We start from the raw sequence: 22,295 nt of genomic DNA on the forward strand, positions 1-22,295 counted from the left end.
GGGTTGGGTTGGGGTTGGGTGCGATTTGGTTTGATTGAGATTGAATTCGGGCGAGGTTCGGGGTTGAGATGGGTTGGTGAACAAACTGAACGGATGGATTACGAATTCTTGTTGCATATGTGCTTTTTAGTAGCATCGCTCTTCGTTTGGGTATCCTAGGCTTGTCCTCAGTACCCTCCCCGAGGGTCCATTGATGCACCAACAAAACTTTAGATGGATTTCCTGCAGCTAATTTTCTCGGTTATGGCCATTTTCCTGATCTAGATGGAAAAACTCCATCTATTTTCTCCATATTCCCCTCTTTCGGTGTAAATGTGTAAATTTAGCTGTACCTTATACTATTAATCGCCTCAAATTGGGTTTCAAAGCAAAATTAGCTACATAAAATCCAGTTATTTATAATTCCTCCCTTTCCGTAAAAAAGACCCCGCCTCCGCTCAGGCTTCGCTCCCTGTAATCCCGGGAAACGAGCCTTGCTGCAAGGCGGGGTATCCTGCGGTATCCAATTACATAAACCGCTTTTCTACCTTTTTGCTAATAAACAAAGAAATCGCAATGAATAAGGCCACATAAATAAGCTGATAGGGATGATCCATGAACCGCTTCAGATCGTAGCCAATAAAACTGACCGACATGACCATCACCGCTTTCCCCGCAGCAACCGCCACTAAGAAGGAGCGGAAACGCATTCGCACCAGCCCCGCCGCCATATTAATAACTACGAAAGGTCCCAGAGGAAATAGACTAAGGATAAAGACATAATTGAACGCTTGGCGCCGCGCCCAGTTGAGGCTTTTTTGGACGTTCGGTTTCTGCGACCAGCGCACGAGATAGGGGTGGCCGGCCACCTTTTTCACAATCGCAAACGTCACCAAGCAACCGCAGACAATACCGATCCAAGAGTACAGAAAACCGAGCCACAGCCCATACACAGCCGCATTTACGCTAATGATCACCAATGTTGGGAGCGGTGGAATGAAAGATTTCATAAAAGGAAGCAGGAGCCCAGGCAATGGACCGAATGAACGGTACTTGTCCAAAAGCAGCATCAGATTCTCTTCGGTTAAATAAGATAAGAGCTCTTTGATATCCATATGGCGTGAAAAGTCGACAAGTTTCGACGTTTCCTCTCCTCTCGTTCATATGGCACGATTATAGCACGACAGCCCCAATCCACGCACGGTTGAAGCACAAAACAAGCCGATACCGGATGCATCCAGTATCAGCTTGTGGGCGGGTATTAACTCATTTGAACTTATCAGGGAACTGCTTGATGATCCCATCCGACAACATATCGGCATACATCATCATATGATCCGCACCCTTATCATAGGCGAGAATATCGGCATTCCAATCTTTTTTCAACCTAGCGGTAACCTGATCGGTAATGAATTGCAAGTGTGCATACAGCATGTCCTGCTGCTCTTTCTGTGACCAGTTCGGGTTAGCGGCGTTTAGAAATTTGGCGATATCATCCGCATTGCGGTACAACTCTTTGTTATATTTAGCTAGATCAGCTTGATTGCCGCTTTTGGCCGCGTCTATTACGCCTCCTGCTAATTGGATATGCTCCCTCAATAGCTCTGCCAGCTTATTACCCGCCGCATCTCCGTAGTACGGCTTGATCGCATCACCAATGTCCTGCTGGTTCTTTAGGAGCCTAGCCAATACATCCTTCTGATCCGCTACCCCAGCAATCGCGCTGACGATATAGCTTCTTGTCCAACCTACATGATCGACCCAAAGTCTCCTCATGTCCTGCTTAAGCTTCACTTTCGCATCGTTCATACACATCGCAGAACCAGGCTCTTTCCCAGCGGTGGCTTGTGCGCCCAGCGGCATGAAAGTGAAAGAGAGAACCATCATTACAAGCAGCGTTACTAATAAGAACCTTCGTTTCATAAAAACCTTCTCCTCTGCAAACAATTCTCGAACAAGGTTTATTTTGAGGAAAAGCTTACGTTTTTATGCCTATTCTCCTATTTATACTAACTTGGCATTCTGATTATGGAGTTGTATTTTCGCTCGAGGGCGATGGTGCAGCACATAGTACAAAGCCGCGGATAACAACGGAACGAGCCCTGCAACGACATACATCATCCGATAATCCGATACGGAAGCGATCATTCCCATGACGTAAGACCCTAAGCCGTACCCGAGGTCAAATAGCAAGAAAAATGTCCCCGTTGCACTCCCTCTACGGTGTTCAGGGGCCAGTTTCATCGCTAGTGCCTGAAAACAAGGTAAGAGCGCGCCATAGCCTACGCCCATAATGACGCCGGCCACCAAAACCATCGTTGCCGAGTGTGCTTGACTTAACAGCAGCATACCCACTGCAAACAGGATAATACCGGGGTAATACAGATAATGCTCATTGTATGAGTCGAATATTTTCCCAATCAGCGGCCGGAACACCACGATCATTAATGCAAATACGACAAAGAATGTACCAGCAACTTGAGATTGATGAATTTCTACCGTGAACGAAGACATAAAGCCAGATAACGAGCTATAGGCAAAAGCTAAAATAAACCCCACCACCGAAATAGGCAGCGCCTTGGGCTCGATAAAATCACTCCACTGCAGACGGCGTTTCTCCCTTTCTACAGGCTTCACTGACTGCAACGCTTCTTGGCTTGGCTTCGGCACTCGCATACCTAGCGTGAAGAGGAGCGAGAGCGCAGCAATCACACAAATCGCCAACAGCAATACGTGGATGTCCTTATCTTTCCATAAAAATAAACCCAGCGCAGGGCCGATAACCATGCCGACACTCATGAACATGCTGAAATAACCCATTCCCGTACCTTGACGTGAATTGGGCACGAGTGACGAGGCAATCGTACTCGTCGCTGTCGAAGCAATCGCATAGCTCATGCCGTGAATGAGGCGAATCACCAGAAACATGAACATCCCCTTTGCACCGAAATAGCTGATGCAAGCCAATAAGAAAATAACCATTCCGATGATGGCCATCTTCTTTTTCCCATATCGATCGACCCATTGTCCTGAAAAGGGCCTAATCAATACACCTCCGATGACATAAATCGTTATCGACAATCCCATTTGCTGCTGATCGCCGTGCAAACTATCCTTTACATATAAGGGAAATGCCGTAGCAAGAATATAAAAAGTGAGAAACATGAAAAAGCTGCTCATACATACGACAACAAAATTTTTCGTCCAAATTCTCTCTCTAGTCAACATATGCGCTCCATTCTCCACCAAGGTTTTCTGTCTGTTGAACTAGTATAAGAGGGAAAATCAATAAAGTATAATACATATTATATGATAAAATAATCACATCAAAGTTATGAATAAGCGAGGATTAACCAATGGAATTCCTACAGCTTCATTATTTTCAGACCGTCGCACGCCTTGAGCATATGACCCAAGCTGCCAAAGAACTCAATGTCTCACAACCTTCACTTAGCAACTCCATCCATCGGCTAGAGAAGAAGTTAGGTCTCCCTTTATTCGAGCGGCAAGGCCGGCATGTGAAATTGAATGCCTTCGGGAAGACCTATCTCCGCCGCGTTGAGCAAGCTTTCCTAGAGTTGAAAGAAGGCGAACGGGAGATCAAAGATATGGCTGGACTCGACCATGGCGTCGTCTCCCTTTTTGTATCGCTTCCTTACGTGCTACCGACTCTGCTCAAGGAATTCCTGACCCTTCATCCCCACGTCAGAGTCATCCAGCGCCAGTTGGCTTCTGCCTTGGAAATGAAAAAAGATCTCGAGAATGCCGAAATCGATTTCTGTATCTCGTCTACACCGGTAATCGGACCGGATATTGAATGGCTTACACTCGTCGAAGAAGAGCTATATTTGACCGTCCCGAAGGGGCACCGTTTTGCCGCTAGAGACAGTATTCGGTTAATAGAAGCTGCAAATGAACCCTTCATCTCCCTATCCTCCCAAACGAATTTCCGGGAAATTACGGATGACTTCTGCCGTCAAGCAGGGTTTGAACCTCACATCGCGTTCGAGCTTGAGGAAGTCAGCGCTATTCAAACTTTAGTCGAAATGGGGCTCGGCATTACTTTCACACTTCCCCTTTCCTTAGGGAGGAGGGCTTCAAATCCTGACACCGTTCAGTTAAAAATAACAGAGCCCTATTGTCACCGCACCTTCGGAATCGCCTGGAATCGCAAGCATTACCTCTCTCAAGCAGCTATTCATTTCCGTGAGTTTGTCATTGCTTTTTTTAAGCGAGGTTAGGTATGTAAAAGAGACCCTCAGCGATTTTTTGCTGTGGGTCTCCTCTCTCGTTTTATTGTCTCCGCTCAAAAGCGAGCCGTACAGCCAGCCCCGTTAATACACTTCCCATCAGCCACCGTTGGATTTGCAGCCATTTCGGTCGTGTGCCAAACCAACCGGCGATATGGCTTGCCGTTAGCACGATTACAAGGTTCACGGTAAAGCTCACCGTAATTTGCGTGAGTCCCAGTGATGCGCTCTGCAGCAATAATGAGCCCCTAGCAGGGTCCTCGAATTGAGGCAGAAGCGACACATACAAGACCGCAGCTTTCGGATTGAGCAGGTTGGTCATGAAGCCCATCAAGAATAGCTTCTTGGGCGCGTCAACGGGAAGATCTCGTGCGGTTAGCACCGATCTAGCACCCGGCTTGACAGCTTGCCAAGCCAGCCATAGTAAGTAGGCAGCTCCGGCTAGCTTTACAGCGTCGAACACAATGGGAGCTGCCAAAAACAACGCCGACAGCCCCAACATCGTAGTCACGATGTAGACCAGGAAGGCAAGTACAATGCCCAACAGTGAGATGATGCCCGCCATTCTTCCCTGCGTGACCGAGCGAGATATGAGGTAGATCATATTAGGTCCGGGCGTGCACACCATGCCCAGTGAGACTAAGGCAAAAGCGAGGAGCGTCGTGAATGTCATGACGATTGAGTTCCCCCTTCAACTCTAAGTTCAGTAGGTGTAAAAGCAAGCTCTTTTGAACATGCATCCGATTTTCCGCTTGCTGATAAATGATAGATTGCTCTGATTCAATTACGTCTTCTGAGATTTCAAAACCCGGATGAATGGGCATATCATGCATGATATAGGGTGAATGCTTCCCAAGACTGCGTTTGTTGATCTGGAAAGGCATCATGATGTCAATTCGACGATCCCTTTCTTCTTGATACTGTGCATCCGAGAAAAACTCCATGTCGACCCAGGTATCTGTGTAGATAAAGCCAGCCCTTTTCATCGCAGCAGACAGCACTTCGACTTCCTCGACGTATCCACTTTGGTACGCTTGCTTCATTAATTCTTCATCCCATGAAGCTTCATTAACGATCGGGGTGACTAGCAGCAGTTTAACTCCCAATGTCATACAACCTGCAACTAAGGAATTGACGACATTATTATGAATGCCAACATAAGCTAGCGTTACGCCTTCAAAAGTTTCTTTGACTTCATAAATCGTCATTAAATCTGCAAGCGCTTGGCATGGATGGTACATGTCGCAGCATCCATTAATCACAGGCACCTGAGAATAGGCGGCTAATTCTAGTACATCTGCATGCTTTTTGAGTCTAGCCATGATCACATCACAGTTTCTTGATGCATATCGGGCTTCGTATTGTATTGGAGAGATACTGAAATTGCTGGCATCCCAGTCCATATTCACCGCATAGCCACCCATTTGATGAATACCTGAATGAAACGAAAGCGCCGTTCGGGTCGATGATTTCTGGAAAAGCATGAGCAACCCTTTGCGCTCACAGTGATGGTAGTAGGCCTCGGGATTGTTTTTGATCTCAATGCCTTTGAGAATGATGGACAATAAGGCAGCTTTGTCGAGCTCTTGTAAAGATAACAGGTGTTGCAACTTCGTCACCACTTTCGTATATTTATTCGTTGTCATGTATTTTTATACATTTTAGACGGAGTAGGAATATGTGTCAATAGTTACATAGATGTCCCTCATCTACACATACAAAAAAATAAGGCGCACGAACATCCGTGCAGCCTGTTTTTTCATTCTTGCCGAAAAAATGGTAACACTAACTTACATCACTCCCATTTCCTTCAGTCGTAGTTATCCATATTGAATCTTAGTTATATCAACCAAATAGAGGAATCAGGTACTCTTAGAGATGTAAACACAACCACTTGAACGTACTTGGGAGGTCACATATTACATGAAAAAATCATTCAAACAATGGATTGGTGTCAGCACGACAGTCGTCATGGCTGCAACGGTGGTTGCAGGATGCGGCAATACATCCACGAAGACAGAACAAGCAACAACAGCACCAGGGGCTGCTGCAACAGCTAATGCGAAACCATTCGCAGGAAAAACAATTTCCTTAGTAACAGCTAACCATCCTTGGGCAGAAGCGATTAAACCCTTGCTTCCCGACTTCGAGAAAGAAACGGGTATCAAAGTGAATGTTGAAAACTTCTTCGAAGATCAGCTCACACAGAAACTGACCGTGCAATTCACATCTGGTTCTGCAACACCTGATGTTTTTATGTATCGCCCTCTTCAAGAAGGCAAGCTTTTCTACAAAAATGGTTGGCTTCAACCGCTTGACGAATACGCTCAAAAAGCAAAAGACTACGACTTTAATGATTTCTCAAAATCCGCCATCGGTTCAACGACCGTTGATTCCAAATTAGCTGGTATCCCGATTATTACGGAACAAGAAATTTTGTACTACCGGAAAGACTTGTTGCAAAAGGCGGGTATTGCTGTTCCTAAAACGTTAGAGGAGCTTACCGCGGCGGTTAAAAAGCTGCATGATCCGAAGAATGAGATGTACGGATTCGTAGCCAGAGGCCAACGATCTCCACTTGTTACGCAAGTTTCTTCTTTCCTATACTCCGAAGGTGCAGACTTCACAACAGGCGAAAAAGCTAGCATTAATACGCCTGAAGCGCTCAAAGCCTTTACAACTTACGGCACATTGTTGAAAGATTATGCACCTCCAGGTGTGCTCAATATGTCATGGCCGCAAGCTTTCGGTATCTTCGCTCAGGGTAAGGTCGCTTTCTTAACCGATGCGAACTCACTCTACCAGAACGCAACAGACCCGGCGAAATCGAAAATCTCTGATCAAGTTGGGTTTGCTGTATTCCCTGGGGGTAAAGCAGGCTCCAAGCCGTACAGTATTACATCTTGGGGACTTGCGATGAACAGCAAATCCGCCAACAAAGACGCGACTTGGGCGTTCATTCAATGGGCAACAAGTAAAGATATTGTGTTGAAAACACAGCAAAAAGGTAACCCTGGTGCCCGCGCTTCGATTTGGGATAAACCGGAAGGTACAACAGGCTTCCCTGCTGAGCTCGTTCCGATCATCAAAGAAAGTGCCAAAACAGGCATTGACCACGACCGCCCAACCGTAATTAGTGTAGGCGAAGCTCGTGATGCTGTTGGTGAAATTGTTCAGAAGGTTATGTCAGGTGAAACGAATCTTCAACCTGTGGCAGACAAAGCCAACCAAGCACTGCAAACCATTATGGATAAAGATAAAACAAGATAACTACATGATCAATGGGTGAAAAGGGTCATCTGATGGCCCTTTTCATCTTTCATACAGAAAATAACGACATCAGGAAGGGTGCATGCAGCGTGCAATACAGTTGGTTTAACCGCAACTTAAAATGGATTTATACACTCCCCGCGGTCATCTTCGTCCTGCTTATGATGCTGTTTCCGATCATCTATACCGTTCGGATCAGCTTCTATGAATGGAGCATGTCCGCAACGACACCACCTCTCTGGGTTGGTTTGTCGAATTATATAGCCTTGTTCAAAGATGAACGCTTCTGGCATGCAGCAGGCTCTACATTTTATTTCACATTCGCAGCGCTTACCCTCGAAGTGATTCTTGGTATCGCCATTGCTTTGCTTCTTTCCAGAGAGTTCCGCGGGAAGAATATCGTAAAAACAATCTTTCTACTGCCAATGGTAGCAACACCGGTTGCCATGGGCTTAGTCTGGATGCTGATCTACGAACCTACCATCGGAGTAGCCAACATGCTGCTCAAAACGTTTGGTCTACAGCCACTCCTCTGGTTAGCTTCACCTACTCAGGTTATCCCTTCGCTTGTTATCGTCGATGTGTGGGAATGGACGCCTATGATTGCACTCATTATTATGGCAGGGTTAGCTACACTCCCAACAGATCCTTATGAAGCTGCGGATGTAGACGGCGCAAGTACATGGAGAAAGTTTGTTTCCATTACACTTCCATTATTAAGACCGACCATTATTGTGGCCGCTATGCTGCGATTGATTGACGTCTTGAAGACATTCGATATCATCTATGCGACGACGCAAGGCGGGCCGAACTTCGCTTCAGAGACTTTGAATCTATACGGATATGTGCTTGGTTTCCAATACTTTAAGCTTGGGATGGCTTCATCACTACTCGTTATTTTCTTCGCACTAGTGATGGGACTGACGTTATTTATGATTTGGATGCGTAAACGAATGGAGGGAACGACATCATGAAAAAAAAGAAGGGTCCGAGAATTGCACAAACGCTGCTTACCTTCCTAGTTGTCATTGTGTTTGCATTTCCATTCGTATGGATGCTCCTCGCATCGTTTAAGACACAATCACAGATCTTATCGACAGGGCAAATGTTTATTTTCAAACCGACGTTTCATAACTATGTCAGTGTGTTTAAAGAATATGATTTCATTAGATTCATTTGGAATAGCTTCCTCGTCGCTGCTGGTTCGACACTGTTGTCACTTATTCTAGGACTCCCAGCGGCCTATGCGATTGCTCGTCATCACCTTCATAAGCTAGGGCTTCTCATCTTAGTCGCGAGAATTATCCCGGGAATTACCTTTCTAATTCCTTGGTTCATCCTGTTCTCCAAAATCCACTTGGTGGACACGTATACAGCACTTATTTTAAGCCATATGCTTGTTGGACTGCCTTTTATTATCTGGATTATGATCTCTTTCTTCGAGGCTCTGCCTACCGAAATCGAAGAATCCGGTCTCATCGACGGCTGTACGCACCACCAAGTTTTCTTACGCATTATTTTGCCCATCTCGGGACCTGGCGTTATTACGGCATCTCTTCTCTCTTTCATCTTCTCGTGGAACAATTTCATGTTCTCCGTAATTCTGGCTGGAGACAAAACGAAGACGCTCCCGATCGCTGTATTTAACTTTATGTCCTACTCCGAAATCAACTGGGGAGCATTGATGGCAGCCGCCTGCATCATTACACTTCCGGTTCTCATCATCGCTTTAGTATCTCAACGTTATGTAGTAAGCGGACTTTCCGCCGGTGCTGTTAAAGGTTAACAACCAGAATTGTGAATACGGGAGATGCCGCCTTTCTTTTGGACAGTATCTCTCGTATATTAAATTTGAAGTTGGTTAGCTTAGCAGATACGTGGAAGGTGATTTCGCATGCCCTATAAATTGAATATTTTCAGCAAAATTTTAATTCTGTTAGTTTTGCTACTGATTCCCATTGTCTTGCTTTACAGTTATACGAATCGCATTACAAACAACGTCGTTCAAGATCAGATTCAATCGTCCAATTTGAACCAACTGTCTTTTTTTATGCACCAGCTGGATGCAGATGTGGAGCGATTAGCGATGTCTCCCGTGATTTTGGGAAGTGACCCCTATGTGAGAGAGTACATCGATAAGAACGATTCACCGGATTATGACATGCTGAAGGAACAATCGCGCATCATCCAAAAGCTTAGCCTGCAAAGTGTCTCCAGTGGATGGGTAAATGAACTCACGATAGCTATTCCCAAAGGAAAGCAAGTGCTATCCTCCAGCATCTTCGTAAATGGCACCGACGCATGGCCTTGGCATAGGCCGATTCAGAGAACTTGGACCTATGAAATACGTGAAGGTGACAAAGGTGTCGGATCGTTCATTAGGGAAGTTAGCGAGCCCATTCGTGCGCAGATTGTGGATCAAACGAATGTGCTTTATCAAGTGAGATTTAGTGTACAGAATATGGTTCAGCTGCTGGATGTGTATAAGAAAGATAAACGAAGCGATCCGTTTTTGGTGGATGATGCGCAATCCTTGATTCTCAACAGCTCTTCAAATTCGTCCATTACGACCTCTATCAGAGAGCAACTAACGGGATCTACGCTACCGCTCTCCGGCCAAATGCAAATAAAAATCGACAAACAGCAGTATTTGGTCAGCTATGTGAAATCAACGCAATTAAATTGGTATTTGGTCGACTATGTGCCCGTTCAGAAAATACTATCTCCCATTACCATGACCCGCAAATTGTTTTACATATCGATCGGACTTTTGCTCATGTTGAGTGTGTTAGCTTCTTTTATCTTGTATCGGAATGTTCAAATACCTATCGGCAAGATGATTCAAAGTGTGCAGAAGGTGAAAAGAGGCGACCTATCGGCACGCATTGACTACAAAGCCAAGAATGAATTTGATTTCCTCATTCAACGATTTAATGAAATGGCAACGCAAATTCAAGTGCTGGTTGAAGATGTTTATGCGGAGAAAATACGCTCGCGCGAAGCCACTTTGAAGCAGCTGCAGTCACAGATCCATCCGCACTTTCTGTACAATTCGTTATTCTTCATTATCAATTCAGCTGAGATGGATGATAAGGAGTCCGTTGTGGCTATGTCACAAAATTTAGCCGAGTTTTATCGGTATACAACAAGAGTCGAGAAACAAGTCGTTCGGCTGCAGGAAGAAGTGAATTTCGTTATTCACTATTTAAACATTCAGCAACTGCGTATTCATCGGTTAGTGTATGACATATGCATGCCGGATGACATGTTGAACGAATCGGTTCCTAGGCTAATTCTTCAACCTTTGGTGGAGAACGCCATTATTCATGGCATTGAACGCAGTATGGAAAGTGACCGCATCACCATCAAAGGCGAGCAAGATGGGGACTGGAACCGAGTGATTGTCGAGGACAACGGCCCTGGTCTGAACCAAGAGCAATTCACTCAGCTATCGAAACAGCTGGAGCAACCAATGTCCGATGACATTGGCTGTGGTACATGGAATATTCATCATCGGCTATTTTATCAATTCGGAGAAGGATCGGGGCTGACTTTTCAATTAGGAGAAGATGGGGGCATGAAGGCAGTGTTGACTTGGAAGCGTGAGAAGCAGCAGGAAGCTCTTCCAGCTGCTCAGGAGAGAAGACCATGATTCAACTTCTCATTGTTGATGATGAAGCGCATGTTGTAGATCGGCTGCACGCTACGATTGACTGGGCGTCGCTGGGCATCGAACAAATTTTCAAGGCTTATTCGGGTAAAGAAGCGTTAGAGCTGCTTGAGCAATTCTCCATTGATATCGTCATTACAGACATTCAAATGCCGGGGATCACTGGCTTGGAACTGATTGCTGAAATCAACGATAGATGGCAGAAAACGAAGTGTATTCTCTTATCGGGTTACTCTGATTTCAGCTATGCCAAAGAGGCCATCCTTCAAGGTACGGAGGATTATTTATTAAAACCCGTTACAGAGAAGGATTTGCTGGCTACGGTTGGTCGGGTCATGGATAAGCTTCAGAAGGAATGGCAAGAAGTCATCTCCACCCAGCGGCTTACTTACACGTTCAAAGAAAACCTGCCTCTACTGAGAGGAAACTTGCTAAATGATCTCCTTCAGGGACGCAAACTTTCTGAGCAATCGCTCCAAGAGAAAATGCTTATGCTGGAACTCCCTGATTTTCATGAACAGACTTGTGTATGTATGATGATTCGACTTGAATCTGACTTCCTTGAATATGATATGGGGCGTCTATCCTTAATGGAATATGCCATCAGTAATATGGTTGAGGAATTATTTGCAGAGAAATTCGATAGCTGGTCTACCAAAGACGCACATGATTATTTGGTTTTTATCATGAAACGGAAGCCGGTTACTACCGAGAAGGAAGACCCTGCTTGGCTTGAACGAACAGCAGCTGTCCTCCAATCCGCCGTGAACAATTATTTGAAGGGCAAAATCTCCATTCTACTCAGCAGTTGGGGGGAGTTTCCTGGGGATATCACAACCTTATATAACTCCTCTCTAAGTGCCTTTCGTAAGCGGATTGGGAGCGAACATGAATTATTAATGGTGCTCGGCGAAGACTCCGCCCAAACGGAGCTTTCCGCTTTGCAGAAACTGTATGAACCTCCTACACTCAATCATCTCTTGGAGGCAGCCCGCTGGGAAGATACCGAAGAGAAGCTTTCATTGATTTTCGACGAAATGGAAGCCAAGTTCTCGGAGTCCCAAGAGCACCTGTTGGAGGTTTACTTCTCGGTTGCATCCGCTTTTGCTTATATTGCTCATAAAAACGGCAGACCCTTGCATCAGCTCATTGGCGGGGACTACGAGAAAATGACGGAAGGCATTCCCTTCCGCAGCGTGAACCAATTACGTGAATGGTCCATTCGCTCCTTACATCGGATGATGGAGGATATGGATCAGGAGAGAAAAGATAGCCGGGTCACCCTAATTAATGACATTCGCTCTTTTATTGATCTGCATCTAGCCAGCGATGTCTCCTTGCAATCGATTGCGGATCACGTGTATCTGCACCCTGTTTATGTGTCTAAAATTTACAAATTGGAAACTGGCGATAATCTAAGCGACTACGTCAATCGGGTACGTATGGATAAAGCTTCCTATCTGTTAAAAAACGGTCACGATAAAATTTACGAAATTGCTACGCAGCTCGGATACCAACGTCCGCACTCCTTTAATCATGCTTTCAAAAAGCATTACGGGATGACCCCTCAGGAGTATCGCGATCAATATTCTTAACCAGAAAGAATGGAGGATGAGCAGCGCTATGCCAAACGTCTTAAACAGGTTACATCAGTCCAAAGTTATTGCCATCATTCGGGGAATTGAACTCACGCAGGCGCCCCCTCTATTCGAGGCACTTGCTGCAGGGGGTATTCAGCTTGCAGAAGTAACTTTGAATACACCGAATGCACTCCAAATCATAGATCACATGCGTGAAAAGTATGATGGCCGCATGATCATTGGAGCTGGGACAGTCCTTAATGCCAGTAAAGCCGCAGAAGCCATACAAGCAGGTGCAGAGTTCCTTATATCCCCGAATGTCGATCAAGGCATGATCGAGACAGCACTAGCGCATCAAGTAACTCCGATGCCGGGTGCTATGACACCAACCGAAATCGTGCAGGCCATGAATTACGGCGCTCCGATCGTTAAGCTTTTTCCTTGCTCGAGCTTAGGTCCTTCGTTTTTGAAAGAGATCAGAGGTCCTCTAAATGAACTCAATATCCTCGCAGTCGGAGGGATAACAAAAGAAAATGCGCCTTCTTATCTGCAAGCTGGCGCCTCCTCTGTAGGTATAGGAGGAAATTTGGTAGCGCTTAACGAAATTCAACAAGGTAATTACAGTGCGATTACTACCTACGCCGAGCAGCTCATGGCGGCCGTACATGCAGTGAACTTTCAAACATTCTAAGGTACAGGGAGAGGAAACATACCATGAAAATTACGAAATTAGAACTGTTCAAAGTACCGCCAAGATGGTTGTTTTTGAAAATCGAAACGGATGAAGGCATTACAGGATGGGGAGAACCTGTCGTTGAGGGGAAAGCCGATACGGTGGCAGCAGCCGTAATGGAAATGAGCGACCATATCATCGGGAAGGATCCGATGCGGATCGAAGATATGTTTCAAGTGCTATACCGCGGAGGATTTTATCGTGGTGGCCCGATTCTTTCGAGTGCCATTTCCGGTATTGAACAAGCACTCTGGGACATTAAAGGCAAATTCTATAACGCCCCTGTATACGATTTATTAGGCGGTGCCTGCCGTGACCGCACACGTGTCTACTCCTGGATCGGCGGAGACCGCCCGAGTGATGTAGGCCAAGCTGCTAAGCTGCAAGTCCAAGCTGGCTTCACCGCGGTGAAAATGAATGCTACAGAAGAACTTCATTATATTGATTCAATCCGCAAAGTAGATGAAGCTATTGCCCGCATTGCGGCCGTCCGCGAGGCCGTTGGCAAAGATGTCGGCATCGGCATCGATTTCCACGGTCGCGTTCATAAATCGATGGCCAAAATCATCGTGAAAGAGCTCGAGCCTTATCGCCCGATGTTCATTGAGGAGCCCGTTCTGCCTGAAAACAATGAGGCGCTGAAAGAAATCGCTCGTTATACCTCGTGTCCTATCGCCACAGGAGAGCGCATGTATACACGCTGGGGCTTTAAAGAACTACTCGCCCAAGGCATCGTCGACATCATTCAACCAGATCTTTCGCATGCTGGTGGGATCTTAGAAACCCGGAAAATTGCCGCAATGGCCGAAGCGTATGACATTGCCATCGCACCGCATTGCCCGTTAGGTCCAATCGCTTTAGCTTCTTGTCTGCAACTGGATATTTGTTCACCTAACGCGTTCATTCAGGAGCAAAGCCTGGGCATTCATTATAATCAAGGCAGCGATCTGCTGGATTACTTGAAAGATCCTTCCGTGTTCCAATATGAAAATGGCTTCGTGAAGAATTTAACGGCTCCCGGCCTAGGGATCGAAATCAATGAAGAGAAAGTCCGCGAAATGGCGGCCATCGGGCACAATTGGAAGAATCCAATTTGGCGTCAAGAGGATGGTACAGTGGCGGAGTGGTAGGAGAGGAAACTCACCTCTAACAAGCACAAATAAGTCGTCCTACAATTCCTTGATGAATTGTGGGACGACTTATTCTGTTTGCAAGGCACTTAGAGGTCTGGATAAGCTAGCTTCGAAGCAATAGATGGAAAACCTCCAGTTAAATCCTGCGCAATTCCGCTAAATCGCAGATTACCTGGAAAAACTCCAGCTATATCGGCCGAAAATCCCTATTACACGGGATATGGCTCATTTTAGCTGGAGGAATTCCAGTTAATTTCCCAAAAAGAACTACTTGGGCTAAATTAGCTACAGAAATTCCAGTTATTCTATTTGCAGTTCCGCTAGCTAATGACATGGAATACGTTTATGTGATTGAAAGCCTACAATAGCAGCTTAAGCCTCCAGCGGATGAACCGCCTCATGGAGCAGCTGCTCCAGCTCGGCGGTGTAAGCCGCTGTCTGCGCTTCGCTCCAGCCGAAGCGCTCCGCCAGGAAGGCCGTCGCCGCAGCCTTCCACTGTCTTGCCCACGCGATATCGAAGAAGAGGGCGCCCGTACGGCGGATGAAGAAATCCGCCGGCTTCACGACCATCTCGCGCTCGATCGCGTACACGAGCGCAGCGAGCACCGCGGCAGGCATACCCCGCCGCTCCGCCTCATCCCGGTGCTGCTCCAGCAGCGCGAATACGGTGTCCACGTTGGACCCGTATCGCTGTGCAAGCAGCATCGCCTCAGGCTCGGTCAGCCCCAGCCGCAGGCCTTGGCTGACCTTGCTGCGCAAGAACGGCGCCAGCTGCGCGGAGCCGCCCACATCGCCGCCGGATATCGGCAGCGTCTTCGTGCGGCTCGGCGGGAGTGCCGCCGAGACCTTGCCTTCCGCCACCAGCATGGCGGCGATCTGGTTCACGACCGACTCCGCCATTTTGCGGTAGCCGGTCAGCTTGCCCCCGGCCATCGAAATGAGGCCGGAGCTAGACACGAAGATTTCGTCGCGACGCGAAATCTCGGAAGGGTCTTTGCCCTCCTGATGGATCAGCGGGCGCAGCCCGGTCCAGCTCGATTCGACGTCAGCCTCGGTCAAACCGAGGGACGGAAACATTTCGTTCGCGGCACGCAGCACATAGGCGCGATCAGCCAAAGTAATACGGGGATTCGCAATATCCCCTTTGTAGTTCGTGTCGGTCGTGCCGACATAAGTTTTGCCATCGCGCGGGATCGCAAACACCATCCGCCCGTCCGGCGTATCGAAATAGATCGCCTGCCCCAGCGGGAATCGGCTCTGATCAAAAACCAAATGCACTCCTTTGGTCAAATGCAACGTTTTCCCCTGCTTCGAGCGGTCCATTTCGCGTAGCGTGTCCACCCACGGCCCCGCCGCATTCACGATTTTGCTCGCATACAGCGAATAGGAAGCTGTCCGTTCTCTCCCGTCTTTCCCATCTGATCCATCTGTTCCAGCCGTTCCACCCGCTCCAGCCAACTGGTCCACAACCCGCACCCCGACCAGCGTCCCATCCTTGACGATCAATTCCTCAACCTTGGCATAATTCACCGCCATTGCGCCGAGCTCCACCGCTTTTTTCATAACTTCAATGGTCAGCCGCGCATCATCCGTACGATACTCCACATAGTAACCGCCGCCTTTGAGATCCTTCTTCTTAAGCAAAGGTTCGTGCTGCAAAGTCACGTTAGGGCTGAACATTTTGCGTCGTTCCGAACGCTTGACCCCCGCCAAGAAATCGTAAACTCTTAAGCCGAGTGACGTAGAAAGCTTGCCGAAAGTCCCGCCTTTATAGAAAGGCAACAGCATCCACTCCGGCGTCGTCACATGAGGGCCATTTTCATACACAATCGCCCGTTCCTTACCTACTTCTGCTACAACTTTTACGTCCAGCTGCTTCAAATACCGCAGTCCACCATGCACCAATTTCGTCGAACGGCTCGATGTTCCCGAAGCAAAGTCCTGCATCTCAATCAATGCTGTGCGAAGTCCGCGACTTTGCGCATCCAGCGCAATACCCGCGCCGGTAATCCCTCCGCCGATCACAATCACATCGAATTGCTGCTGCGCCATCGCTTCCAGCGTCTCTTTCCTTTTCAACCCGTTAAATTGTCTACGTTGATCGACCCGTTTATGTTGTCCAGCTTCCATTTGTCCTGTTGCCATGCCAATCTCTCCCTTTTTATGAATATGAAAAAACCACAACATACCTATCACGTTTGCACGTTAAGGTCCGCTGTGGTTTCTCCTAGTCTCCAACCGAATATGAACTTGTTAGGTGTAGTATAACACTGTATGCATTTATTTAAAAGCGATTGCGGCATTTACTGCTTTTTTCCATCCGTTGTACAACTTTTCTTGCAAATCTGCTGCCATTTCCTGCTCAAAAGCCCGATCCACCTGCCACTGCGCCGCGATTTCCGCCTGATCCTGCCAGAAACCAACCGCTAGACCAGCCAAATAGGCCGCCCCTAACGCTGTCGTTTCATTGATAACCGGACGCTCAACCGTGACGCCCAGCATGTCACTTTGGAACTGCATAAGGAAGTCATTTTTCACCACACCGCCGTCAACCCGCAGCTTCGTTAGCTCAATGCCTGAATCATCCTCCATCGCTTGCAACACGTCTTTCGTCTGATACGCAAGAGATTCTAACGTTGCCCGGATAAAATGCTCCTTCGACGTCCCCCGTGTCAGCCCAAAAACCGCACCTCTCACATCGCTATCCCAATACGGCGTCCCCAGCCCCACAAAAGCAGGAACCACATACACACCATCGGTCGATACGACGCGTTTGGCGTACTCTTCGGAATCCTTCGCGGATTTGATCATGCGCAGCCCATCTCGCAACCATTGGATCGCCGAGCCCGCCACGAAAATACTGCCTTCCAGCGCATACTCAACCTTCCCGTTCAAGCCCCATGCAATGGTAGTCAAAAGGCCGCTGCGCGACGGAATCGCATGATTCCCTGTGTTCATCAGCATGAAGCAGCCTGTGCCGTAGGTGTTTTTGGCCATCCCTTTTTCGAAGCAGGCTTGGCCGAATAAAGCCGCCTGTTGATCCCCAGCCGCGCCCGCTATCGGAATCGAAGCACCGAAGAATAGGCTTTCCTGGGTATGCCCATACACCTCGGACGAAGATCGAACCTCGGGCAACATCACTGCGGGAATGTCCAAATGTCCCATCAGCTCCTCGTCCCACTTCAGCTCGTGAATGTTATAAATGAGCGTGCGTGAAGCGTTCGAGTAATCTGTAACATGCGCTTTGCCGCCTGTCAGCTTCCAGATGATCCACGTGTCCATCGTGCCAAAAAGCAAATCTCCCTGCTCAGCCCTTGCTCTGGCTCCATCAACATGGTCGAGAATCCATTTGATCTTAGTCGCCGAAAAATACGCATCAATGAGTAGTCCCGTCCGCTCCCGAAATAGGTCGTTCAGGCCCGCAGCTTTCAGCTCCTCACAAATGTCTACCGTCTGGCGCGACTGCCATACAATGGCATGGTACACCGGCATCCCCGTATGCTTATCCCACACTACTGCCGTCTCTCGCTGGTTCGTGATGCCGATTCCGGTAATCTCCGTAGGCTGCACCCCTGTCTCAGATAGAAGCGTTGCGATCACACTTTGAATCGACAGCCAAATTTCGTTCGCATCATGCTCTACCCAGCCTGGCTTCGGAAAATACTGCTTAAATTCCTGCTGAGAAGTATGCACGATACTTCCTTTTTGATCAAATAAAATCGCTCTAGAACTCGTTGTCCCCTGATCAAGGGAAAGGATATATGAGGGCTTGGATCCCGTTGTTGTCATTGATTATGCCTCCTTGTCACGCCATTGTAATGCTGCCAAAGCTCATGGTTCGAGGTCGTCACCGCCGTTGCTCCTGCCGCAAGCGCCTGTTCCACATCATCAATGGAACGGATCAGTCCGCCTGCAAAAATCGGAATACCCGAACGCTCCTTCACCTCTTTGATAATGTGCGGAATGACACCCGGCATAACCTCGATGTAATCCGGCTGCGTGCGTTTGAGCAAGGTGTAGCTTTTATCCAGCGCCGAGCTATCCAGCAGAAAAAGCCGTTGAATCGCGAGCAAGCCATTCTGCCTTGTCTTCGTAATCACATTACCACGCGTCGAAATGATCCCCGCAGGGCGAATGCTTTGGCACAGAAATTCAGCCGCGAACTCGTCGTTTTTCAGCCCTTCGATCAAATCCGCATGAAGCAGCATCTTCTTCCCATGGGCTCGACCTAGGTCTACGATGCTTTTGAGCTGACCAATATGACTGTCGAGCAGCACGATATACGTATACGACGACTTCATGAGCTTCTCTAAATCCTTCATCTTACGGATGGCTGGTAAAATACACTGCTCCTGCAGCGACATGCGCTTCACCTCGATTTTCTGAACTTCTGAACATGACCGCCATGACAAAAAGACTCACCAAGATTTGCCTCCAATATTCAAAGGGCAATCCGAGTGAGTCTCCTGTTCTCCGTCACATGTTATTAACTTACCTGTATTTTACTCAATGGATGGATGCCCTGTCAATGGTCGATGGTTACACCCAGAGAGCTTAGTTGGATAAGGCCTTTCGTACGGCCAAAATATACTTCGACTGATCGAGCGGATTAACACCGCGCCGTTTGCGCTCTGCATGGACATCTGGCGGGCTTGGCTGATAGCCTGCAAAAGAGGACGTAATCACGCCGCGCCCACCCGACATGGCGCTTAGCTTCACGGGATATTCGAGCGACGTTGCCACTGGGAGCCGCCCTTCTAGGACGAATCGGCCTCCCGCTATGCTAGGCGCATCGAAGGTCGCCCGCATCTGCACAAGGTCGCTAAGCACCTTGCCACCGAACTCTTCCGGCACAGTGATGCGTACTTGCAGCATCGGCTCCAGCAGCGTCGTGCCCGTCTGCGCGAGCCCTTGCATGATGCCCATCGGCGTCGCAACGGCAAAATCGAGCGGATGGGTGTGCCACACGTGGTGCTCCCCCTCCACCAACGTCACCTTTATATCGGTGACTTCCCAACCGAAGAGCCCCTGCTGCAGCGCCTCCGGTATGCGGCGCGCTACCTCGTTCTGGTACTGCACGAGCAGCTGCTCGCCGCGTACCTGAGACTCGTACACGAGCCCGCTGCCCGGGCTACCCGGCTCGATGCGAAACCGTAAGATCGCCCAGCACGGCTTGGGCATCGTATAAGCTATGAAGCCTTCACCCGCTTGCGAAGGCGTTTCTTTATAGATGACGGAAGGTTGATCGAACCTTACCACGAGACCGAAGCGCGAGCTTAAGAGACTCGTCAGAATCTCGAGCTGGATCGCGCCCATGACCTTGACGTGCAGCTCACGCTCATCCTGCAGCCATTGCAGGTCGAGCAGCGGATCTTCGTCCGTCAGCTCCTGCAGAGCGGCGACGAGCGCCGGATACTGCGCATCGCTCTCGGCGTGCACTTGCACGGTCAGCAGCGGCACCGCCATGCGCGGCGCAGGCGGCACGCTGTCCGGCCGGCCCAGCACATCGCCTATCCGCACCTGCGTCAGGCCGCAGACGGCCGCGATGTCGCCCGCGGCGACCACACCGAGATCTTCGGCTTTGCGGCCGTCGATGCGGCGAATCTGGGTCACCTTCTCCTCCACGCCCTGCGTGACATTGACGACGGTGTCCCGGTTACGAATCGTCCCCTCGTAGAGGCGGACGTACGCCATGCGCCCCATGGTCTTGTCGCGCTCGACCTTGAACACCACAGCCGACAGCGGCTGCTCCGCATCGCCGCGCGGCTCGGGCAAGTAATCGAGGATCGCTGCGAGCAGCTCCTCTATGCCTATTGCTTTGCTGGAGGCTCCGACCAGCAAAGGGAAAGCCTCCCCCTGCCGCGCGTATCGCTGCAGGGCAGTCTTGACGTCGTGCGCCGCGATGGGCGCACCTTCGATGTAGCTCGTGAGCAGCGCCTCATCGAGCTCGGAGAGCTTTTCGACCGCGGCGGCGAGGTCGAATCCAGGGAGCGCGCCGACTGCAGGTGGCGCGTCGTCCAGCACGTTCTGCGCTCCGCGGAACGTGTCTTCAATGCCCAGCGGCGCATAGATCGGCACCGCCATCCCCGTGAGCTGCTTATGAATCTCTTGCAAGACGCGTTCGGGGTCTGCGCCGACACGGTCTAGTTTATTCATATAGAGAAGCGTTGGGATTTTAAGCGATTGCAGCGCATGCCAGATCATTTCCGTCTGCGACTGCACGCCCTCCACCGCAGAAATAATCAGGATCGCTCCGTCCATCACACGCAAGGAACGCTCTACCTCCGACAAGAAATCGACGTGACCTGGCGTATCTACCAGATTGATCCATGTATTTTGCCACACTAGACTTGTCGTTGCGCTGCGAACCGAAATCCCCCGTTCACGCTCTACTTCCAGGGAATCCGTCTGTGCCGTCCCGCTATCTACACTGCCTAGCGCGCGAATACGCCCACTTAGATATAGCAAATGCTCCGTAGTTGTCGTCTTCCCCGCATCGACGTGCGCAAATATCCCCACGTTCCTTCTCGACGCTATGCGTTTCTCATCTGTCATTCCGGCTCCGGCCCCTTTGGCTTTCATTCTTTCTTCTATTATACTCAAAGAGAGTCAATTTGGATAAGCCACCTAATCCTCTCATCTTGAGAGAATTGTCAGCGAGAATGCGCCGTTTTGGACATGATTTTTCAGAGGAGGAATTATTATGCACCAACCTACCGTGCCTACTACAACCATTAAACTTCATAACCAGCACCCTGCCATCATCGCCCTATCTCAAGCTGACCCGAAACTAGCCCGTCTAATCGAACTCATCGGCGAGCTCACACTTACACCCAGCTTTCGTCCCTATGAATCTCTCGTCATGTCGATCATTTCACAACAACTCTCGGCCAAAGCCGCATTAACGATTAAAACCAGAGTTAAACAAATCATCCCTTCCATTACGCCAGAGGATGTTCTCGCAACAGATGAGGAAGCTATCCGCCAATGCGGGGTCTCTTATCCCAAAATCCGATACATCCGCGACCTTAGCACCAAGGTGCTGAGCGGCGAAGTCATGCTTGATCAGCTGCAGGATGTAGATACCATAGAACTTCTGAAGCAGCTGACTAGCGTCAAAGGCATCGGCGTCTGGACCGCCGAAATGTTCCTCATTTTCACCTTGGGCCGACCCGACATTCTATCACTCGGCGATGCCGGTCTGCAGCGTGCAGCCCGTTGGCTGCATACGCTACCCGAGCGCAAAGATAAGGACTACTTAAGCGTCGCCGCCGAAGGCTGGGCGCCTTATCGCAGCTTTGGCTCGCTCTATTTATGGCGCGCCATCGATACAGGCCTCGTTGATTCTGGCCTGCCAGTGGAAGCGTGTGTGAAACCGATGCAGGCGTAGAGAAGCTTAGCTCCTGCTGAATCTGGGGGAGTGACGGGACCATGCTCGCCTCCCCAGCTTCCACAAGGCCGCTTCACGCAAAAAAACGCGAGCAGTCCAACACAACAGGACACACTCACGCTCACACTAGCACTAACTCTCACTAGCTCGCTTTCGCAACATTTACATCTACTTCTACATATACTTTCTACTCTTATTACTATCCCTATTACTCCCTACTACTCCTACTACGCTCTTTGTTCTACCACTCTGCCTAAGCTTCTGCTGCTCCCTCAACTTCCACGACCCAA

At 48.8% G+C, this 22,295-nt stretch carries 18 protein-coding genes; 9 read left to right on the plus strand and 9 right to left on the minus strand.

The window, feature by feature from the left end:
- Nucleotides 1-506: 506 nt before the first annotated feature.
- From L6I86_RS31095 to L6I86_RS31105, 3 genes are all read right to left on the minus strand, one after another.
- Nucleotides 507-1,094 (minus strand): TVP38/TMEM64 family protein, encoded by a 588-nt coding sequence (locus L6I86_RS31095; RefSeq protein WP_056622260.1) that lies wholly within the window; start codon nucleotides 1,092-1,094, stop codon nucleotides 507-509.
- Between the two features lie 151 nt (nucleotides 1,095-1,245).
- On the minus strand, nucleotides 1,246-1,902 hold the full coding sequence (locus L6I86_RS31100) for a glycosyltransferase (protein ID WP_236292519.1): 657 nt from the start codon (nucleotides 1,900-1,902) through the stop codon (nucleotides 1,246-1,248).
- An 81-nt stretch (nucleotides 1,903-1,983) separates the two neighbouring features.
- Nucleotides 1,984-3,204, minus strand: coding sequence for an MFS transporter (locus L6I86_RS31105; RefSeq protein WP_236292521.1), 1,221 nt, complete (start codon nucleotides 3,202-3,204; stop codon nucleotides 1,984-1,986).
- Nucleotides 3,205-3,335: 131 nt separating this feature from the next.
- On the opposite strand from L6I86_RS31105, the gene L6I86_RS31110 reads away from it, so the two are divergent.
- On the plus strand, nucleotides 3,336-4,220 hold the full coding sequence (locus L6I86_RS31110) for a LysR family transcriptional regulator (RefSeq protein ID WP_236292522.1): 885 nt from the start codon (nucleotides 3,336-3,338) through the stop codon (nucleotides 4,218-4,220).
- Between the two features lie 52 nt (nucleotides 4,221-4,272).
- Here the strand turns inward: L6I86_RS31110 and L6I86_RS31115 are convergent, their stop codons facing one another.
- Nucleotides 4,273-4,902: a LysE family translocator gene (locus L6I86_RS31115; RefSeq protein ID WP_236292523.1), complete on the minus strand. Its 630-nt coding sequence runs from the start codon at nucleotides 4,900-4,902 to the stop codon at nucleotides 4,273-4,275.
- Nucleotides 4,835-5,875 (minus strand): Rossmann-fold NAD(P)-binding domain-containing protein, encoded by a 1,041-nt coding sequence (locus L6I86_RS31120; protein ID WP_236292524.1) that lies wholly within the window; start codon nucleotides 5,873-5,875, stop codon nucleotides 4,835-4,837. The genes L6I86_RS31115 and L6I86_RS31120 overlap by 68 nt, the downstream gene beginning before the upstream one ends.
- Before the next feature lie 277 nt (nucleotides 5,876-6,152).
- Between L6I86_RS31120 and L6I86_RS31125 the strand changes: the two genes are divergently transcribed.
- The 7 genes from L6I86_RS31125 (at nucleotide 6,153) to dgoD (ending at nucleotide 14,612) form a co-directional block, all read left to right on the plus strand.
- Nucleotides 6,153-7,499 (plus strand): ABC transporter substrate-binding protein, encoded by a 1,347-nt coding sequence (locus L6I86_RS31125; RefSeq protein ID WP_236292525.1) that lies wholly within the window; start codon nucleotides 6,153-6,155, stop codon nucleotides 7,497-7,499.
- A gap of 11 nt (nucleotides 7,500-7,510) precedes the next feature.
- The gene (locus L6I86_RS31130; RefSeq protein ID WP_420851957.1) at nucleotides 7,511-8,473 is read left to right on the plus strand and encodes a carbohydrate ABC transporter permease; all 963 of its coding nucleotides are present in this window, start codon (nucleotides 7,511-7,513) and stop codon (nucleotides 8,471-8,473) included.
- Nucleotides 8,470-9,285, plus strand: coding sequence for a carbohydrate ABC transporter permease (locus L6I86_RS31135; protein WP_056622278.1), 816 nt, complete (start codon nucleotides 8,470-8,472; stop codon nucleotides 9,283-9,285). Before L6I86_RS31130 ends, L6I86_RS31135 begins: the two co-directional genes overlap by 4 nt.
- A 108-nt stretch (nucleotides 9,286-9,393) precedes the next feature.
- Nucleotides 9,394-11,151: a sensor histidine kinase gene (locus L6I86_RS31140; protein WP_236292526.1), complete on the plus strand. Its 1,758-nt coding sequence runs from the start codon at nucleotides 9,394-9,396 to the stop codon at nucleotides 11,149-11,151.
- The gene (locus L6I86_RS31145; protein ID WP_236292530.1) at nucleotides 11,148-12,764 is read left to right on the plus strand and encodes a response regulator transcription factor; all 1,617 of its coding nucleotides are present in this window, start codon (nucleotides 11,148-11,150) and stop codon (nucleotides 12,762-12,764) included. Before L6I86_RS31140 ends, L6I86_RS31145 begins: the two co-directional genes overlap by 4 nt.
- 28 nt (nucleotides 12,765-12,792) lie before the next feature.
- Nucleotides 12,793-13,440, plus strand: coding sequence for a bifunctional 4-hydroxy-2-oxoglutarate aldolase/2-dehydro-3-deoxy-phosphogluconate aldolase (locus L6I86_RS31150; RefSeq protein WP_236292534.1), 648 nt, complete (start codon nucleotides 12,793-12,795; stop codon nucleotides 13,438-13,440).
- 23 nt (nucleotides 13,441-13,463) lie between these two features.
- Nucleotides 13,464-14,612, plus strand: a complete 1,149-nt coding sequence (dgoD, locus tag L6I86_RS31155; protein ID WP_236292535.1) for a galactonate dehydratase — start codon at nucleotides 13,464-13,466, stop codon at nucleotides 14,610-14,612.
- Between the two features lie 375 nt (nucleotides 14,613-14,987).
- On the opposite strand, the gene L6I86_RS31160 is transcribed toward dgoD, so the two are convergent.
- The 4 genes from L6I86_RS31160 to L6I86_RS31175 form a co-directional block, all read right to left on the minus strand.
- The gene (locus L6I86_RS31160; RefSeq protein ID WP_420851958.1) at nucleotides 14,988-16,760 is read right to left on the minus strand and encodes a glycerol-3-phosphate dehydrogenase/oxidase; all 1,773 of its coding nucleotides are present in this window, start codon (nucleotides 16,758-16,760) and stop codon (nucleotides 14,988-14,990) included.
- 135 nt (nucleotides 16,761-16,895) lie between these two features.
- Complete coding sequence (glpK, locus tag L6I86_RS31165) at nucleotides 16,896-18,404, minus strand: glycerol kinase GlpK (protein WP_236292539.1); 1,509 nt, start codon at nucleotides 18,402-18,404, stop codon at nucleotides 16,896-16,898.
- Nucleotides 18,401-18,979 carry a glycerol-3-phosphate responsive antiterminator gene (locus tag L6I86_RS31170; protein ID WP_236292623.1) on the minus strand — a complete coding sequence of 193 codons (579 nt, stop codon included), beginning with the start codon at nucleotides 18,977-18,979 and terminating at the stop codon, nucleotides 18,401-18,403. The genes glpK and L6I86_RS31170 overlap by 4 nt, the downstream gene beginning before the upstream one ends.
- A gap of 190 nt (nucleotides 18,980-19,169) precedes the next feature.
- On the minus strand, nucleotides 19,170-21,170 hold the full coding sequence (locus tag L6I86_RS31175; protein WP_236292541.1) for a GTP-binding protein: 2,001 nt from the start codon (nucleotides 21,168-21,170) through the stop codon (nucleotides 19,170-19,172).
- 148 nt (nucleotides 21,171-21,318) lie between these two features.
- Here L6I86_RS31175 and L6I86_RS31180 point away from each other — a divergent pair, with 148 nt between their 5' ends.
- Entirely contained in the window at nucleotides 21,319-22,005 is a 687-nt protein-coding gene (locus L6I86_RS31180; RefSeq protein WP_236292543.1) for a DNA-3-methyladenine glycosylase family protein, read from the plus strand.
- The last annotated feature ends 290 nt before the right edge of the window (nucleotides 22,006-22,295 follow it).

The sequence above is a fragment of the Paenibacillus allorhizoplanae genome, assembly GCF_927798215.1.
Classification (GTDB): Bacteria; Bacillota; Bacilli; order Paenibacillales; family NBRC-103111; genus Paenibacillus_E; species Paenibacillus_E allorhizoplanae.

What these genes read in the sequence shown, in the direction of transcription:
- L6I86_RS31095 (WP_056622260.1), bottom strand. Translation starts at nt 1,094, where the DNA reads ATGGATATCAAAGAGCTCTTATCTTATTTAACCGAAGAGAATCTGATG.
- L6I86_RS31100 (WP_236292519.1), bottom strand. Translation starts at nt 1,902, where the DNA reads ATGAAACGAAGGTTCTTATTAGTAACGCTGCTTGTAATGATGGTTCTC.
- L6I86_RS31110 (WP_236292522.1), top strand. Translation starts at nt 3,336, where the DNA reads ATGGAATTCCTACAGCTTCATTATTTTCAGACCGTCGCACGCCTTGAG.
- L6I86_RS31115 (WP_236292523.1), bottom strand. Translation starts at nt 4,902, where the DNA reads ATGACATTCACGACGCTCCTCGCTTTTGCCTTAGTCTCACTGGGCATG.
- L6I86_RS31120 (WP_236292524.1), bottom strand. Translation starts at nt 5,875, where the DNA reads ATGACAACGAATAAATATACGAAAGTGGTGACGAAGTTGCAACACCTG.
- L6I86_RS31125 (WP_236292525.1), top strand. Translation starts at nt 6,153, where the DNA reads ATGAAAAAATCATTCAAACAATGGATTGGTGTCAGCACGACAGTCGTC.
- L6I86_RS31130 (WP_420851957.1), top strand. Translation starts at nt 7,511, where the DNA reads ATGGGTGAAAAGGGTCATCTGATGGCCCTTTTCATCTTTCATACAGAA.
- L6I86_RS31135 (WP_056622278.1), top strand. Translation starts at nt 8,470, where the DNA reads ATGAAAAAAAAGAAGGGTCCGAGAATTGCACAAACGCTGCTTACCTTC.
- L6I86_RS31140 (WP_236292526.1), top strand. Translation starts at nt 9,394, where the DNA reads ATGCCCTATAAATTGAATATTTTCAGCAAAATTTTAATTCTGTTAGTT.
- L6I86_RS31145 (WP_236292530.1), top strand. Translation starts at nt 11,148, where the DNA reads ATGATTCAACTTCTCATTGTTGATGATGAAGCGCATGTTGTAGATCGG.
- L6I86_RS31150 (WP_236292534.1), top strand. Translation starts at nt 12,793, where the DNA reads ATGCCAAACGTCTTAAACAGGTTACATCAGTCCAAAGTTATTGCCATC.
- dgoD (WP_236292535.1), top strand. Translation starts at nt 13,464, where the DNA reads ATGAAAATTACGAAATTAGAACTGTTCAAAGTACCGCCAAGATGGTTG.
- L6I86_RS31160 (WP_420851958.1), bottom strand. Translation starts at nt 16,760, where the DNA reads ATGGCAACAGGACAAATGGAAGCTGGACAACATAAACGGGTCGATCAA.
- glpK (WP_236292539.1), bottom strand. Translation starts at nt 18,404, where the DNA reads ATGACAACAACGGGATCCAAGCCCTCATATATCCTTTCCCTTGATCAG.
- L6I86_RS31170 (WP_236292623.1), bottom strand. Translation starts at nt 18,979, where the DNA reads ATGTCGCTGCAGGAGCAGTGTATTTTACCAGCCATCCGTAAGATGAAG.
- L6I86_RS31175 (WP_236292541.1), bottom strand. Translation starts at nt 21,170, where the DNA reads ATGACAGATGAGAAACGCATAGCGTCGAGAAGGAACGTGGGGATATTT.
- L6I86_RS31180 (WP_236292543.1), top strand. Translation starts at nt 21,319, where the DNA reads ATGCACCAACCTACCGTGCCTACTACAACCATTAAACTTCATAACCAG.